The following is a 15,489-nucleotide window of genomic DNA, read 5'->3' as shown; positions in this document are numbered from 1 at the left end:
CTGCTCGTTTTCAATGCTTCTTATGGCTGCCAGTTGACCTCAACCGTGCCGACACCGCTCGTTGGCGTTGTGAAGCTGTGGTTCGCGCCGCCTTCCCAGGTCACGGCTGTCCCGTTCTTTTTAATAAACTTGAACTCCAAGGTTGTTCCGGCTGGCACGCTAACATCGTAGTACCAGGTCGGATACGTCCTGATGATCTGATTAAAGAACGGACCCATCGCTTTGTTCGGATCCCAGTTGCCAAGTTCGGCGATGTTGCCTGTAAGGTAGACATTTTCGCCTAATTGTGTGTTGGCATTGTTGATGATGAAACGGACCGAGACTTGATCCCCTGTCAGCAGGTTAAAGCTGCTGTAGCTGTTGCTGTCTACGGAGGAAGCGCTGCGGACTTTGATGTTATATTGCCCTGGGGTGATTGCCGGAACCGTCACTTGGATCTGGGAATCTTCCCACTGCAAAATCTGGCTGCCGGTGACTGCCGTCGTGCCAAAGAAGACCGTCCCTTTCGTACTGCCAAAGCCTCGGCCATCAATCGTCAGCGTCGTGCCTGCTTTGCCCAGGTCCGTTCCGATATTGCCAATCACCGGTGCGGACTCGTTCGCTGCAAATTGCCATACGGCGACGGCCCCTGCAGGCAGGTTAAAGGCGGAGACGGCTCCCGTGGAACTTACCGTAATACTGCCGCCGTTAAGCAGTCCGCTCAACTCGTCTGCGTAAGTACCGGCCGGAAGGGAGGTCTGCAAGCCGGTGATCGAGGTGGCGTTGGTTGTGCTGCGGTTAATTGCGACTAGCGCTACGCTGCTGCCGAACTTACGCTCGAAGATAAATACATCATTATTGATCCAGCGTTCCTGCGTACTTCCATATGCCAGTGCCGGATTCGATTTGCGAAGCGGTGCCAGCTTGCCGATGACCTGATAGGCGGTGGTTGAAGTTGAAAATCCACTCATAAAACCACGGTTGGCCGGATCCCCGTTACCCGTCATATATTGCTCCGTCCCGTAATAGATGGCCGGAACGCCGCGTGACATCAGCGTGAAGGCCAACGCTTGCTCCAAGCGACGGTCATTATTACCCAGCTTAAAACGATCCATATCATGGTTGTCGATAAACGTGACTTGGTCATGAATATGTTTGTAGTTAGCTGCTGTTGTGGTTAGCATGTTATTTAAACCGTACATATTATCTGAATTGTCGCGGAAGACCTGCCGGACCTTTTGCCCAAATTGGAAGTCGAGCAGACTCATCCCGGATTCATTGGCGAATCGGATGTTGTTCGGATCATTTTCGCCAACGCCAAGGAACCATTCCCCAAAGGTAAACACCGGTTTATACCCTGCGATCGAAGCGACCCAGTTTTTCTGCCAGCCCTCCGGCATATGCTTCACCGCATCCACCCGGATGCCATCGATCCCCATATTCAGCCAGAGCTTAATCGCGTCCTTGAAGTAAGTATCCGTTACGTTGTTGTGGTGATTGATGTCGGCCAGATCATAAAGATTCCGATAGATGCCATCCTCGAGCGAGGAGAAATTCGTGCCCTGATTATGATGGAAAATTCCGTTGGTGTCCCCCGTGTACCCAGCGATCAGGTTGCCATTATCGTACAGCCGACCGTTCTCGGCGAAGGAAGGTTGTGTCTCCGAAGCAGGGGAGGTGTGGTTAGGTGCGAAATCAATAATGATCTTGATATTGTGGGCATGTGCCGTGTTGATGAGCTCCTGAAAATCGCTCATGCTGCCAAACGCCGGATTCGTCCGTTTGAAGTCGCGAGCCCAATACCCGTGATAGGATGTGCTGTTGACACCGGAGTAGTCGATGACGCTGTAAATATTTTCGACCGGTTGAGAGATCCATAAAGCGCTTACACCCATTCCGGCAAAATAACCCTCGTTAATCTTGTTAATGATTCCCCGCCAGTCTCCCCCGCAATAAAGCTTCAGATTCGTACAGCCGGGAGAATAGGCCGCGCCGGATGGATTGTTGGAAGGATCTCCATCCGCGAAGCGGTCGGTCACGATTTGATAGATTACATCGGTTGAGAAGCCCTGTTTGTTAAGAACCGACGTATCGGGAGCGGCGCTTACCGTAGGTACGGCGATTGAGGGGATGAGCCATGCTGTAAAGAGACAGGTGGAAGCAAGCAGTGTGATAATAGATTTTTTTAAAAACGGTTTCATAGATCAAACCACCTTTCCAGCTTATTCTACTGTTCTGAACATAGACATCATTTGAACTTCAAGCCAACCGCTGTAGGATCGTTCGGTTCCTCCTTTCCCGCCGCTAAAAAACAAAGAACCCCGCAATCTTCATCTGAAGATTACGGGGTTGTTCCTGATAGGGAGGATCAGGAAAGCAGCGCCCTCAAATTGTGGGATCAACTACCATCCTTATGTCATCATAGATGGCAAAATAAGGATGTAATTTCATATTATATCAAGGCGCCAAAACTGTCAAATCCTAGGTTTTCTCTCTTATTTTCCTCGTTTCGCCGCAATCCTCAAAGTCTTAAGTCTATTCATTCTCAAAATCTATAAAATATACAAAATCTAGCAGGAAATATGGATGAATATGTTAAATAAGATATCTATTGCAATCTCACATTTTATGGTATTTGGGAGATTGACGATTCAAGCGAAGGAGGAAGATTTATGGTTCAAGCCAGTTTTTTATGGAGGACAAAGATTTGGTTGCTTGCCTTAGCTCTCGTAGTTCCGTTGTTTTCAATCTTAGCGTATGTTGACGGCAAGCAGGTTGGAGCAGCAGGAGAGCGAATACTCGTAGGATATTGGCATAATTTCGATAACGGTTCTACGAATATTCGGCTGCGGGATGTTTCACCGGATTTTGATGTCATTCAGGTTGCGTTCGCTGAACCGATTGGAGGACCCACCAGCGGGAATATGGCATTTACGCCGTATAATGCTTCCGTCAACGACTTCAAGGCGGATATCCGTGAGCTGCAAGGGAAGGGCAAAAAGGTCCTCATTTCCGTGGGCGGCGCCAATGGAACCGTGGACCTGTCTACGGAGCAAGCGCGGCAAACTTTTGTTCAGACGATGAAGAGTATTATCGATACTTACGGTTTAAATGGACTGGACATTGATCTTGAAGGAAGCTCTTTATCCTTAAACGGGGGAGATGTGGATTTTCGAAATCCGACGACGCCGAGAATCGTGAATTTGATTTCCGCTGTACGTGAAATTTTGAACAGCTATGGTCCGGACTTCATGTTAACCATGGCGCCGGAGACGGCTTATGTTCAGGGCGGTTATGTAGCCTATGGCGGTCCTTGGGGCGCTTATCTGCCGGTCATTTACGCCGTCCGGGATCAACTGGATTATCTCCATGTGCAGCATTATAACTCCGGTCCGATGACCGCGCTTGACGGCAAGACTTATGTTCAAGGCACGGCAGACTTCCAAGTGGCTATGGCTGAAATGCTGCTGCAAGGATTTAATGTCGGCGGCAATGCGAATTATAAGTTCCCGGCTCTTCGCCCGGACCAACTGCTCATCGGCCTTCCGGCGACGCAAGCGGCGGCGGGGGGAGGTTATACGACGCCAGCTAATGTACACAAGGCATTGGATTACCTGATTAAAGGCCAATCGTTTGGCGGAAGCTATACCTTACGTCAACCGCAAGGTTATCCCGGCCTTAAAGGCTTGATGACCTGGTCGATCAACTGGGACAAGGCGGCGAACTTTGAATTTTCTCGGTCTCATCGTGCGTATTTAGACAATTTGGGGACGAACCCAGGGCCAGGTCCAGATCCGGACCCCAATCCAACTCCCGACACAACGCCGCCAACCGCCCCAACTCAGCTTCGGGTCACCGCGGTTACGCCAAACAGTATTACTCTGGAGTGGGCGGCTTCCACTGATAATGTGGGCGTTGTTGGTTATACCATCTCCTATGGTTCCAGCAGCGTGAATGCGACGAATACCACGGCAACCATTAGCGGATTGTCCCCGAACACGACGTATATTTTTACCGTCACAGCGAAAGATGCTGCCGGCAACGTCTCCTCAGGAGCTATTGTCCAAGGGACAACCGCGCCGTCCGACTCTCCGGGCGAAGCCCAACCTTGGCAACCTTGGGTATCCTATAACGTCAACGACCAAGTATCCTACAACGGAAGCATTTATATCTGCATTCAAGCCCATACGTCTCTTCCGGGCTGGGAGCCTGCGAATGTGCCTGCTTTGTGGAAGTTGAAATAAGGGAGCAAGAGAAACCCACGTCTTGGATTAAGGCGTGGGTTTCGTTTTTGGATCTATATCAAGTTTCATTGTCCAGGAGGTTCCGGAGATCCCAAAGTAGGTAAAGCCTAATTTCTGATAGAGTTCCACGGCAGGAGTATTGGTTGGGTCAACGCTTAGGGACAGCGAACGGTATCCGTCAAGCGCTGCTTGCTTGATGATTTCATTCATTAAAATCCTCCCGATTCCCATCCCTCGAAAATCCGGATGTATAGCGATCCCGAGTTCGGGCGTCTCGTTATCGACGTAGCCATACCCTGGATTCGTTTCGTCGAACAGTCTATACCATACCGCCCCCGCAAGTTGATCGTCCTTCACGGCGACGAAAGCTCGGTCTCCTGTTCGCCCCAACCTTCGTGATACTTCTTCAGATGCGGCGCATTCAATAGCTCATCCTTCGGCGGTTTTCCTTGTGGAATATGAATCAACTCGTAGTGCATATCCGTGAAAAAATCGAATTCCTGGGGTTGTAGCGGTCTGATTGTGATCATGGGTTCACCTCGGGGTGTGGGTTATTGCGACTATTTTAACATAGGGGATCATCAAATTTCTGAGAATAGTCGTTTTTAATGGATTTTTCCATGTTCGCTGGTGGACTCGAACGGAAAATATGCGAATACTGCAAAAAGATAGTCAGATAACAAACGAACCAGCCCATCATAAGGGCTGGTTCGATTTGTCAAAGTACATCGCCACGCGTAGCTATGTTGATGACTACGATAATTAATTGGTCGTCTTCAATTGTATTAAGTTCCTACCCGAAGTCGATATAAAGAAGTCTCACCCTGCAATTTTTTTATGTCAAGCTCAGGGTTTAGAGGGTTTTCAGCGAGTAATTCAATATGAAGAGATAATCGTCGTTTCGTATTAGGATCGAGCTTCTTTAGGTATTTATATGCTCTTTTAGATAATTCAATTTTGTAACTCATGATTAATATCCTTGAATTTTATGGTTTTACCTTCAAGGAATTCTTGACGAGCCTCATTAACTGCTTGAATATCTTCATCTGTTAGCGGTTCGTCGTCATACGGGATATGATGATCAGCAGGATGAATAAGGCGTTTAACCAAATCAGCTACAAGTGGAATGTCTTGATCAGAAAGTTTATCAATTAATTCATTAAGTTCTTTTTTGCTTATAGACATAAGAATCATCTCCTTAAATAAGGATATGGTCACAAACATTGTGATTAATACATTATATCATACAGAGAAAGTTTGATTGTTAAGCTTCAAAGCGAACAGCTTTTTTCGAAAACAAGAGAAAGTAAGAAAACAGGTCGGTAAGACGTGGTTCAATATCAGTTTCATTGTCCAGGAGGATCAGGAGGCGAGTAAATTCGTACTTAGTTATTTGTCATTAGAACGCTTTGAATTGTTGGTTTGACCCAGAATGTAATCGATACTAACGTTATAGAAGTTGGCTAATTTAATCAAAACGGAGCTGGGAACATCCAAGTTCCCGTTTTCGTAACGAGAATAGGTTGCCTGTGAAATGTTTAAAAGTTGAGCTATTTGTTGCTGCGTTAAATCTCTATCTGTTCTTAAATCCCTAATTCGCTTATACATTCATATATCACCCATGCTAAGTTTACTCTATGCGAAAATTGCATATTGAGATTTATGCATTTTTCGCATAAAATCTATTCATATCCCAAATTTTTCAAGGGATTTTGAAAACGTAGCACTTAAGGGGAGAGAGGTATGAAGAGTATTGTAGAAGATATATTCTACGGCAACTTGAGACCTGAAGAACGATTGGTTCCTACAGATCCCGACTATCGTCCACTTAATAGAAAGATTTCGGACTTAATGCAAGAAGCAAAAGAATGTTTTTCGGAGAAAGACTTTGCAAAATTAGAGCAAATCTTAGATTTGAATGGTGAATCTAATTCAATGGTAATAAGGGAGGCCTTTGTCCAGGGCTTTAGGATGGGGACATTGGTTATGGTTGAGGTGTTTTGTGGGGATAAGGAGAAGAGAAGCTAAGTTCAGAGAGAAGGTTAGAATTAGTGCAAAGCATGTTGTATTCATGTTTATAAAAACAATTAGGTCACTAGACTTCCGCAATATCTTTAACAGCGGGAGTTTCTTTATTTTCGAGCAATTTATATTTTATTCGTCATAATCTTCCATTGTATAGTAGTATATGAATATAGGTAAATTATACTATTTAGCTGAAAGAGGACTCATCGGGTATGGAGGTTAGAGTTAATGATTAAAAATAAAGGTATTAATAAGATTATATATTTTGACAAAGAAACAATAAGAAATATCCTTCAAGAACAAAATAAAGGTTCAAAAACAACTAAGTTAGATTCTGTTTCCTCAACTGGAATTGGAACTAGTGTTGAGGTCGAGACGAAAGTTAAATTAAGTGTGCCTTTTTGGGATAGATTATCTTTTTTATTTTCAGGAAGAATTAACGCATCATTTATGTTTAAAAGAGATAGTTCGACAACAATTACATCAACTGAGATTTCTGAATTTGAACAACTAAAGTTGCATTTTACAGAAATAAAGGACACGCTAATTTTCGACATTGAAAACTCATCAACTTTTTTTAGGGTTGCAGGCGGATATTTGCGCATTATAAAAGGAGGCGTGGAAGGTGTAGATATAAAAGAGTTTAAGTCTGTAATGGACGATTATGACGGGTATGATACATATAAAGTAGATGATCAGCGGTATGTTCGATTTAATAATTCTGCATTCGTTAGTAACTATAAACGAAATGATTTGTTGGCCACAAGAATGACACTATATTGTATTGATGTTGGAAAATTTGATAAAGAGAAATTTGACTTCTTTAAACAAATAAGTAAAATGGAAAATTTAATTACTGGGGTCAATCATCATAAATCACTTGCTGATGCATACCCACCAACTATGTCAATCGACGATGATAAAAATGGTGACTCTATAAGTAAAGGAAACAGTGCCAATGAAATTCAATTATTCGATGTAGTATATGCATGTATTACAATGGGAGGTATTCAAGGTGGATAAAAGAACATACAAAATAATAATCGGTTCAAAGTCTTTTTTCGATGATCAAATTAAAGAGTTCAAAGAAGAGGCAGAATACTTTCTGGATTTAGTTAGGATATTTGATGAAATAAAGCAAAGAGGTTATCAATCAGATCAATTTAAAGCTTCATCCATGATATTAAAAAATAATAATTATCATGGAATTGTGGAATCAGCCCACGATAGATTAGGCTCATTAATTGAAGAGCTGACTACAGATGATGCAACTATATATATTCATAATCCTCCAAGAGTATTAGAAACATATCTTGAAGATTTATGCAACCGTGAAATAGTTCATTTGACTCGGATTATTGAGGAGTATACTATAACCAGACAACCAGAGCATTTTTCAGAAAATATGAGCTCTATCGCACAGAGCATTATTGGACAAAATAATGCAGTTTACGAAATAAGTAAAAGTATGTGGTATTTAACTACTGTAAATAGAAAAAAGCCTTATGTAATCATGTTATATGGCAAAAGTAGTTTGGGGAAAACGGAACTAGTTAGGGAAATATCGAAAAAATTCTTTGAAGGTAAATTTATGGAAAAGCACTTGTCGATGTTTAAAAATGAGGCTTATTCCTATTATTTTTTTGGTGACCGACCAAATCGAAGAAGTTTAGGATTTGACCTTTTGGAAAGAGAATCAAATCTTATTTTTCTTGACGAACTTGATAAATGTCCAGAATACTTCTATTCAGCCTTTTACACTTTGTTTGATAATACTATTTTCAGTGACGCGACATATGATGTTGATATTTCAGGCTTATTGATAATATTAACATCTAATTTTTCTAGTTTAAATGAGATAAAAGAGAGTTTAGGTCTACCCATTTTTTATAGAATCGATAAATTTATCGAATTTAATGACTTTTCTGAAGAAACTATATACGAGCTAACGATGAAGGAGATAGAATCAATTGCTAAGGAGTGTGAGGGGCTTATCGATAGGTTCGAAGTATATAGTAGGGTTAGTAAAATTATCCAAGCAACCGGTGAAAATGCTCGAACTATCAAGAGTAAAATATTAAGTGTTATTGAGGAACTGCTTTTTCAGGAAGTTACTGATATAAGATTGTCGGTGCAAGAAAATATTAAGCCGCTACTTAAGTAATCGTGGAGGAAAAAACAGATATTGAAATACAATTAATATCCAGGGACAACGCTCTTAGATGTAGATCTGGATTGCACGGTTATGGGTGTTGAAATAACTTTCTTCGGAGGTATGTGAATGCGAAGAACGTACGAAAGTGATACTGAGGGAATTACTGTGCTTCGGAAAAAAGTGCATTTTTTTGTAAGTTTGGACAGTGTTTTATACCTCCCCCGCAAAAGAAGTAAATATTGAACCAGTTCTAACATCCATTGCTGTGGGTTACGCATGGACAAGGTATATTATAGAAAGAATTGAGTTTGACAGTTTAGACAAGTAGCCATATGCAGCTATAAGTCGTCTATCCATAATATACACATGTGGAACTTACAATACCAAAAAGCATCATTCTTTGCTAATCATTCTCAAACTTGTATGATGAAGAAGAAAGGAGGAGGCTTAGAATGGCGCGACCAAGGGAATTTAATCAGGAAACCGCATTGTAACAAGCGATGGAATTGTTCTGGGAGAAAGGCTTTGAGCGAACCTCCATTCAGGATTTGGTCGATCGGACGGGGGTTCACAGGGGGAGCCTGTACGATACGTTTGGCGATAAAAATCAACTGTTCCTCAACTGTTTGGATCGATTCCAGGAAGTGACTAAAGATCAAGCCTTTCGGATCCTTGAAGAGGATGGAGAACCCAAAGAATTGCTACAACTTTATTTCGATAGTTTAATTGATGTGGCTTTAAACAATGAAACGGGACGCCGTGGATGTTTTATTGCCAATACAGCCATGGAACTGGGAGCCGTGGATTCGGAGATTTCAACGCGGATCGAAGCTTTTACGTCAGACATGGAAATGGCTTTTATAAATTTTTGACACGAGCTCAAGAGTTAGGCAAATTAAAGCCTGGACTGGATGTACGTGAGACCGCAAGATTCCTGATGACAACGCGACATGGGTTACTCGCTAAAACAACTACGGATCGTAAAATTTTGGAGGATACCGCGAAAGTCGCAGTATCCGCTGTTTTTGGATGACCGATCAGGGAGATCGTTTGCAAGAGGAAAGACACAATTTAATTCTTAACTGATCGTTCTCAAATCGTGTATGATAGCTCTGGAGGCGGAACTCCCTGAACATTAACAAGAACGATCGTTCTAGAAATAAAATTGGCTTTGCAGGGGGGAGGGCAACTTTGGTATAAGCTATTTTTTTTGATAATAAAAGAATGATCATTCTAAAAAATATTCCAGACAAAAACACATCTCAAATAAAAGAAAAGGAGCTGTTATCGATGGAAATTTCAAAACAAGTTGCGTTGGTTACTGGTGCGAATCGTGGGTTGGGTTATCATCTTGCAAGTGAACTTCTCGCAAGAGGAGCGAAGGTTTATGCTGGAGCAAGAGATCCAGAAGCGATTCAATTGCCGGGCGCTATTCCAGTACAACTGGATATTACCGATCCTCAATCGATTGCGAAGGCAGCACAAGCCATTCCAGATCTGACTTTGTTGGTCAACAATGCTGGATCCCATACAGGCGCTGCTTTGCTGGATGGCGATTTGGATCAGATCAGATTGGATATGGAAACTCACTTTTTTGGCAACTTGTCGATGATCCGTGCATTTGCCCCGATTCTTGAGAAAAATGGCGGCGGGACGATTCTGAATATCCTCTCTGTTCTGTCCTGGTTTAGTGTAGGCAACACGGGATATTCTGCAGCGAAATCGGCGGAATGGAATATGACGAATACGCTTCGTATGGCTTTGGCTCCGAAAAATATAAAGGTTTCTGGGCTTCATGTGGCGTTTATGGACACAGACATGACTGCAAATGTAAAAGCACCAAAAGCAAGTCCTGCGGATATTGCGAAGATTGCCATCGACGGTGTTGAAGCAGACAACTACGAAATTGTCGCCGATGAATTTAGCCGTAACGTGCAACGTGACTTTGCTGGCGGCGTACATGCTTTGTATCCCCAATTGTTCCAACAAAATTAATAGAAGGAAGTTCATGATATTCGGCTGCAACAAGGTTTTCTTGTTGTGGCCTTTTATCATGTCGGTTATGAAAGCGCATTATTCAGGAGCTTTTCGGAAGAAAGCGGGAAGAATGTGGGAGGTGATTTCGCTATAATGGACTCGAGAAAGGAGGAGGTTCGATGAAACCCCAAATTGCCTTGCAATTATGGAGTATTCAGGATGCATGTGAAGACAACTTTTATGAGGCGCTCAAAAAAGTGAAGCAAAGCGGATATGATGGCGTCGAATTTGCCGGCTATCATGGGAAAAGTGCCGCTGAAGTGAAAAGTTACTTAGATGAATTGGGGTTACAGGTTGCGGCTTCGCATCTTTCTTTTGAGGCTCTGCAACGGGATTTCGAAGGAACGTTAGCCTTCGAGAAGGAAATTGGAAATTCTCGGATCGTGATTCCTTATGCCAGCTTCCAGACCTTAGAAGCTTGGCACGCCTTCATTGAGGAAATGGAGGAGGTCGCGAAAAAGGCGGCAGAGGAAGGCTTCGAATTTTACTACCATAATCATGCCAATGAACTCACGGAAATCCCCGGCGTGGATATTCTGGCTGAAATGGTACAACGTACGGAACAAATCGACCTGGAAGTAGATCTGTACTGGCTGGCGGATGCCGGTTTGGACGCGTTCTCTTGGTTAGAAACGCATAAGGATCGGATTGGTCTTTTTCATATGAAAGATATGCAGGATTCTCCTCGGGAAAGCACGGAAATTGGTTCCGGCGTCCTGCCGATGAAGGAATTCGTCCAATTCGCTAAGGAGAACGAAATCCCATGGTTAATTGTGGAGCAAGAGGAGTTTCAGAACTATCCGCCATTAGAAGCTACAGCGATTGATTGCCAGCGTCTTCGAGCAATGGTCGATGAGGTCCATTCAGAATAATAGAAAAAACACCCACCTTAAGCTTTATAAGCAACGGGTGGTTTTTTCATGATAGAACGGCTAGATTCCTCAAATCGTAAAGCAATCATGATCCTTGAAGCATTCCACAACCCACTTCTCCATCTCATCTATTAAATCCACATAAATTCAAACACATCGTGGCGAGTCAGTTCATGTTTTTTTTAAGAATGGCATGGAAGTCCCTCCTTACTGCAAGTGTACAATATGTGTTAAAAAGTGTAAAAACTAAATGTAGATTCCCACCTCGGGTTGTCCGGATCAGGGAAGCCCCTTATAATCATACTGAACACGACAAAATCCAACGTACAGGGAGTCATCAGGGTTATGAGCGAGTACTTGGAAATCCCGGAGTTTCAGGATTCCATTTTGTTTCGAACGTTCCTAAATGACGGAATGACGATTGTCTATCCGCATTGGCATAAAGAAATTGAAATCATCTATTCCCGCAAAGGCAAGGTGAACATCGGCGTTCGGGAAGAGATCGTCCAGTTGGAGGAAGGGGAGATCTTCTTTTTCCCTAGCGGGGAGGCTCATTATTTCTTGGCTTCGCCAGAGAGTGAACGGTATGTCTATCAGTTTAATCTGAAACTGTTTGATGAGAGAACCCTGCGCATTTCAGAGGACTCCTTATTAAATCTCTTTGAAACCGGCGAGCCGCTTAGCCGCAACTGGCCGCAGGGGTTAGCCCAGAAGGCGACGGAGCTGTTAATTCATTTATATGAAGTCGAACAGACGAAACCGATGGGCATGAATTATTTGACCCTCGGGTATCTGTACCAATTAATCGGCGAGTTTTATTTGCATTTGCCAAGACGCCAAACCTCGAACTTGCCCAGCAAGCGATCCACCATTCAGCACAAAGAAACCTTGGATTTGCTGAATCAAGTCTTTGAATATGTGGAAAATCGTTATCGGGAAGTGATTACCCTAGAAGACGTGGCGAAATTCGTGGGCTTTAGTCCGTACTATTTCACTCGATTCTTTAAGGCGAATACGGGGCAGACGTTCATGCAGTTCCTGACGGAGTATCGGATCAATCAAGCAAAGTTTATTTTGGCCAACGAAAATATCCCTATGGCGGAAGTCGCCGATAAAGCCGGCTTCGCCAGCGTCAAAACGTTCCATCATGTGTTTAAAGATGAGGTTGGACAATCGCCGCTGCAGTATCGCAAAAATCTAATAGAGTCTTAAAGATCAAGGGCTTTTACGAGTTTATTCTCGGTAGAAGCCCTTGTTTGTTTTTTGAACCGGAGGGCAATATTCGGGAGTATCATGCGAGGAAATTGGGAAGAAAGCAGTTATAAATTTGGCTATAATGAATTCGACAATAGAAACGCTTTCAGGAGGGATAAGATGAAACTAAAAGTTGGTATTATCGGATGCGGTGGGATTGCAAACGGCAAGCATATGCCGGCTCTTTCCGAGGTGAAAGAAGTAGAAATGGTAGCCTTCTGCGATATTGTCGTGGAACGTGCGGAGGAAGCGAAGAAGAAATTTGGTACTGCGGATGCGCAGGTTTTTGATAACTATGAAACGATGTTAGCGAATACCGATTTGGATGTTGTTCATGTATGTACGCCAAACTCCTCGCATGCGGTCATTTCGATTGCAGCGATGGAAGCGGGCTGTCATGTGATGTGCGAGAAACCGATGGCGAAGACGGCTGAAGAAGCTAGAAGCATGGTCGAAGCGTCCAAGCGGACCGGCAAGAAATTAACGATCGGTTATCAGAACCGGTTCCGGACGGATTCGAGATATTTGCACCAAGTTTGTGAAGAGGGCGGTTTGGGTGAAATTTATTTTGCTAAAGCTCATGCGATTCGTCGCCGCGCGGTACCAACTTGGGGCGTATTCCTGGATGAGGAAGCGCAAGGCGGAGGTCCATTGATCGACATCGGTACCCACGCGCTTGACCTGACGCTCTGGATGATGAACAACTACAAGCCGAAGTACGTGGTGGGGAAAACGTATCATAAATTGTCCCAAACGAAAAATGCAGCGAATGCATGGGGACCTTGGGATCCGGAAAAATTCACTGTAGAAGACTCCGCATTTGGTTTTGTCGTGATGGAAAACGGGGCCACCATCTTCCTGGAATCCAGCTGGGCGTTAAACAGCCTGGACGTAAAGGAAGCAAAAACGACGCTGTGCGGAACCAAAGCAGGCGCCGATATGAACAATGGCCTGACCATCAACGGGGAAGACCACAGCCTGCTGTATGAGAAGAAGATCGAGCTGCAAACCGGCGGCGTTGCTTTCTACGACGGTGCAGGCGAAAGACCGGAGGTGCTTGAAGCCCAATCCTGGATTCAGGCGATCCTAAATGATACCGAGCCTGTCGTGAAACCGGAAGAAGCCTTGGTGGTTACGGAAATTCTAGAGGCGATTTACAAATCCTCGAAGACCGGCGAGCCGGTATACCTATAAGATCAAGGAGCGATATCCATGATTCAAGTCACCGTATGGAACGAATATCGGCATGAGAAGACCAATAAAGTCGTTCAAGAAGTATATCCGGAAGGGATTCACGGGCAAATTGCAAAGTTTCTCCGTGAGGACCAATTCAAAGTGAAGACGGCAACGTTGGACGAACCAGAGCATGGCTTGACGGAAGAAGTATTAGAGGATACGGATGTCCTGATCTGGTGGGGGCATATGGCCCATGATGAAGTTCAGGATGAAATCGTGGAACGCGTGCATAAACGGGTGCTGGAAGGTATGGGGCTGGTTGTGCTGCATTCGGCACATTTCTCCAAAATCTTCAAGAGACTCATGGGAACCTCTTGCGACCTGAAATGGCGGGAAGACGGGAAGCATAGCCGCATTTGGAACGTGAACCCGAGCCACCCGATTGCCGAAGGTATCGGCGATTTTATCGAGTTGGAGAAGGAAGAGATGTACGGGGAGCATTTTGATATTCCGGCACCGGACGAGCTGATCTTTGTCAGCTGGTTCCCTGGAGGCGAAGTGTTCCGCAGCGGTTGTACGTTCCGGCGGGGGAACGGGAAGATCTTCTATTTCCAACCTGGCCATGAAACGTATCCGAGCTATTATAACGAGAAAGTGCAGAAGGTCATTAAGAACGGGATCCGCTGGTGCGCTCCAACCCAAAATCTGTATCCCGTTTACGGCCACTATGAAGCACGTGAAAAATAAGGTAAACCATTAGGAGTGAAGAGCAATGAAACTGGGTGTATTTACACCATTGTTTAATCATTTAAGCTTTGAAGAGATGATTGAGGAAGTGGCCAAGAAAGGATTGCAGACGGTTGAAATCGGGACCGGCGGTTATCCGGGCAACGCTCATTTGGATATTGATCAATTGCTGGCCAGCAGCGATGCGAGAAAAGAATATCTCGCCAAATTAGCGGACAAAGGCCTCGAAATTTCTGCGCTCAGCTGCCACAACAATCCGATCTCCCCGATCCCAGAAGTGGCTGCCGAGGCGGACACCTTGCTGCGCAAAACGATTAAGCTGGCCAGCTTGCTGAACGTTCCGGTCGTCAACGGATTCTCCGGCGTATCGGGCGGGAAACCGGGGGATACCCAAGTGAACTGGCCGGTCTTGCCTTGGCCAACGGAATACGATGACAACTACAATTACCAATGGGAGCAGAAGCTGATCCCGTATTGGAAGGAGATCAACAAGGAAGCGGAAGCGGCCGGCGTGAAAATCGGGATCGAACTCCATGGCGGCTTCCTGGCTCATACGCCATACACCATGTTGAAATTGCGTGAAGCAACCGGTAAAGCGATCGGCTGTAACCTGGATCCAAGCCATTTGTGGTGGCAAGGAATTGATCCGGTTGCTGCGGTTAAGATCCTTGGGGAGGCTGGTGCGATCCACCACTTCCATGCGAAGGATACGTATCTGGATCAGGATAACATTAATATGTACGGGTTAACGGATATGCAGCCTTACGGCAATGTGAAGACGCGTGCCTGGACGTTCCGTTCGGTAGGCTGCGGCCATGACCTGAAGGTATGGTCGGATATCATCTCCGCATTGCGCGTATATGGATATGATTATGTGCTCAGCATCGAGCATGAAGATCCGATCATGTCGGTGGATGAAGGCCTCACTCGTGCCATTACTAACTTGAAATCCATCATGATCCATGAGCAGCCTTCTGCCATGTGGTGGGCGTAAAGGAGC

The 15,489-nt window shown here is 44.5% G+C and carries 16 protein-coding genes; 11 read left to right on the top strand and 5 right to left on the bottom strand.

The window, feature by feature from the left end; genetic code table 11:
* Positions 1-20: 20 nt before the first annotated feature.
* Positions 21-2,180 (bottom strand): alpha-amylase family glycosyl hydrolase, encoded by a 2,160-nt coding sequence (locus tag U9M73_RS06935; protein ID WP_260070789.1) that lies wholly within the window; start codon positions 2,178-2,180, stop codon positions 21-23.
* Between the two features lie 471 nt (positions 2,181-2,651).
* On the opposite strand from U9M73_RS06935, the gene U9M73_RS06930 reads away from it, so the two are divergent.
* Positions 2,652-4,223, top strand: coding sequence for a carbohydrate-binding protein (locus U9M73_RS06930; protein WP_323076618.1), 1,572 nt, complete (start codon positions 2,652-2,654; stop codon positions 4,221-4,223).
* A 27-nt stretch (positions 4,224-4,250) separates the two neighbouring features.
* Here the strand turns inward: U9M73_RS06930 and U9M73_RS06925 are convergent, their stop codons facing one another.
* From U9M73_RS06925 to U9M73_RS06910, 4 genes are all read right to left on the bottom strand, one after another.
* Complete coding sequence (locus U9M73_RS06925) at positions 4,251-4,580, bottom strand: GNAT family N-acetyltransferase (protein ID WP_323076617.1); 330 nt, start codon at positions 4,578-4,580, stop codon at positions 4,251-4,253.
* Positions 4,577-4,753, bottom strand: coding sequence for a cupredoxin domain-containing protein (locus U9M73_RS06920; RefSeq protein ID WP_323076616.1), 177 nt, complete (start codon positions 4,751-4,753; stop codon positions 4,577-4,579). Before U9M73_RS06920 ends, U9M73_RS06925 begins: the two co-directional genes overlap by 4 nt.
* Positions 4,754-5,174: 421 nt before the next feature.
* Entirely contained in the window at positions 5,175-5,408 is a 234-nt protein-coding gene (locus U9M73_RS06915; RefSeq protein WP_260070793.1) for a hypothetical protein, read from the bottom strand.
* A 204-nt stretch (positions 5,409-5,612) separates the two neighbouring features.
* On the bottom strand, positions 5,613-5,831 hold the full coding sequence (locus U9M73_RS06910; protein ID WP_260071562.1) for a helix-turn-helix domain-containing protein: 219 nt from the start codon (positions 5,829-5,831) through the stop codon (positions 5,613-5,615).
* 135 nt (positions 5,832-5,966) lie between these two features.
* On the opposite strand from U9M73_RS06910, the gene U9M73_RS06905 reads away from it, so the two are divergent.
* The 10 genes from U9M73_RS06905 to U9M73_RS06860 all read left to right on the top strand — a co-directional run bounded on the left by U9M73_RS06905 (position 5,967) and on the right by U9M73_RS06860 (position 15,483).
* Positions 5,967-6,251, top strand: coding sequence for a DUF6809 family protein (locus U9M73_RS06905; RefSeq protein WP_260071563.1), 285 nt, complete (start codon positions 5,967-5,969; stop codon positions 6,249-6,251).
* 225 nt (positions 6,252-6,476) lie between these two features.
* The gene (locus tag U9M73_RS06900; RefSeq protein WP_260071564.1) at positions 6,477-7,271 is read left to right on the top strand and encodes a DUF6414 family protein; all 795 of its coding nucleotides are present in this window, start codon (positions 6,477-6,479) and stop codon (positions 7,269-7,271) included.
* Positions 7,264-8,412 (top strand): AAA family ATPase, encoded by a 1,149-nt coding sequence (locus U9M73_RS06895; RefSeq protein ID WP_260071565.1) that lies wholly within the window; start codon positions 7,264-7,266, stop codon positions 8,410-8,412. Before U9M73_RS06900 ends, U9M73_RS06895 begins: the two co-directional genes overlap by 8 nt.
* Before the next feature lie 491 nt (positions 8,413-8,903).
* The gene (locus U9M73_RS06890) at positions 8,904-9,275 is read left to right on the top strand and encodes a TetR/AcrR family transcriptional regulator (protein WP_260071566.1); all 372 of its coding nucleotides are present in this window, start codon (positions 8,904-8,906) and stop codon (positions 9,273-9,275) included.
* A 418-nt stretch (positions 9,276-9,693) separates the two neighbouring features.
* Positions 9,694-10,398 (top strand): SDR family oxidoreductase, encoded by a 705-nt coding sequence (locus U9M73_RS06885; RefSeq protein WP_323076614.1) that lies wholly within the window; start codon positions 9,694-9,696, stop codon positions 10,396-10,398.
* A gap of 161 nt (positions 10,399-10,559) precedes the next feature.
* Positions 10,560-11,312 (top strand): sugar phosphate isomerase/epimerase family protein, encoded by a 753-nt coding sequence (locus U9M73_RS06880; protein WP_323076613.1) that lies wholly within the window; start codon positions 10,560-10,562, stop codon positions 11,310-11,312.
* Positions 11,313-11,657: 345 nt separating this feature from the next.
* Positions 11,658-12,524: an AraC family transcriptional regulator gene (locus tag U9M73_RS06875; protein ID WP_009226548.1), complete on the top strand. Its 867-nt coding sequence runs from the start codon at positions 11,658-11,660 to the stop codon at positions 12,522-12,524.
* 162 nt (positions 12,525-12,686) lie between these two features.
* Complete coding sequence (locus U9M73_RS06870; RefSeq protein WP_009226549.1) at positions 12,687-13,760, top strand: Gfo/Idh/MocA family protein; 1,074 nt, start codon at positions 12,687-12,689, stop codon at positions 13,758-13,760.
* Positions 13,761-13,778: 18 nt separating this feature from the next.
* On the top strand, positions 13,779-14,489 hold the full coding sequence (locus U9M73_RS06865; protein WP_009226550.1) for a ThuA domain-containing protein: 711 nt from the start codon (positions 13,779-13,781) through the stop codon (positions 14,487-14,489).
* A 25-nt stretch (positions 14,490-14,514) separates the two neighbouring features.
* Positions 14,515-15,483 (top strand): sugar phosphate isomerase/epimerase family protein, encoded by a 969-nt coding sequence (locus U9M73_RS06860; RefSeq protein ID WP_085170310.1) that lies wholly within the window; start codon positions 14,515-14,517, stop codon positions 15,481-15,483.
* The last annotated feature ends 6 nt before the right edge of the window (positions 15,484-15,489 follow it).

The organism is Paenibacillus phoenicis (assembly GCF_034718895.1).
Taxonomy (GTDB): Bacteria; Bacillota; Bacilli; order Paenibacillales; family Paenibacillaceae; genus Fontibacillus; species Fontibacillus phoenicis.
The sequence above is the reverse complement of the archived record's forward strand: the minus strand, read 5'-3'. Positions and strand labels throughout refer to the sequence as shown.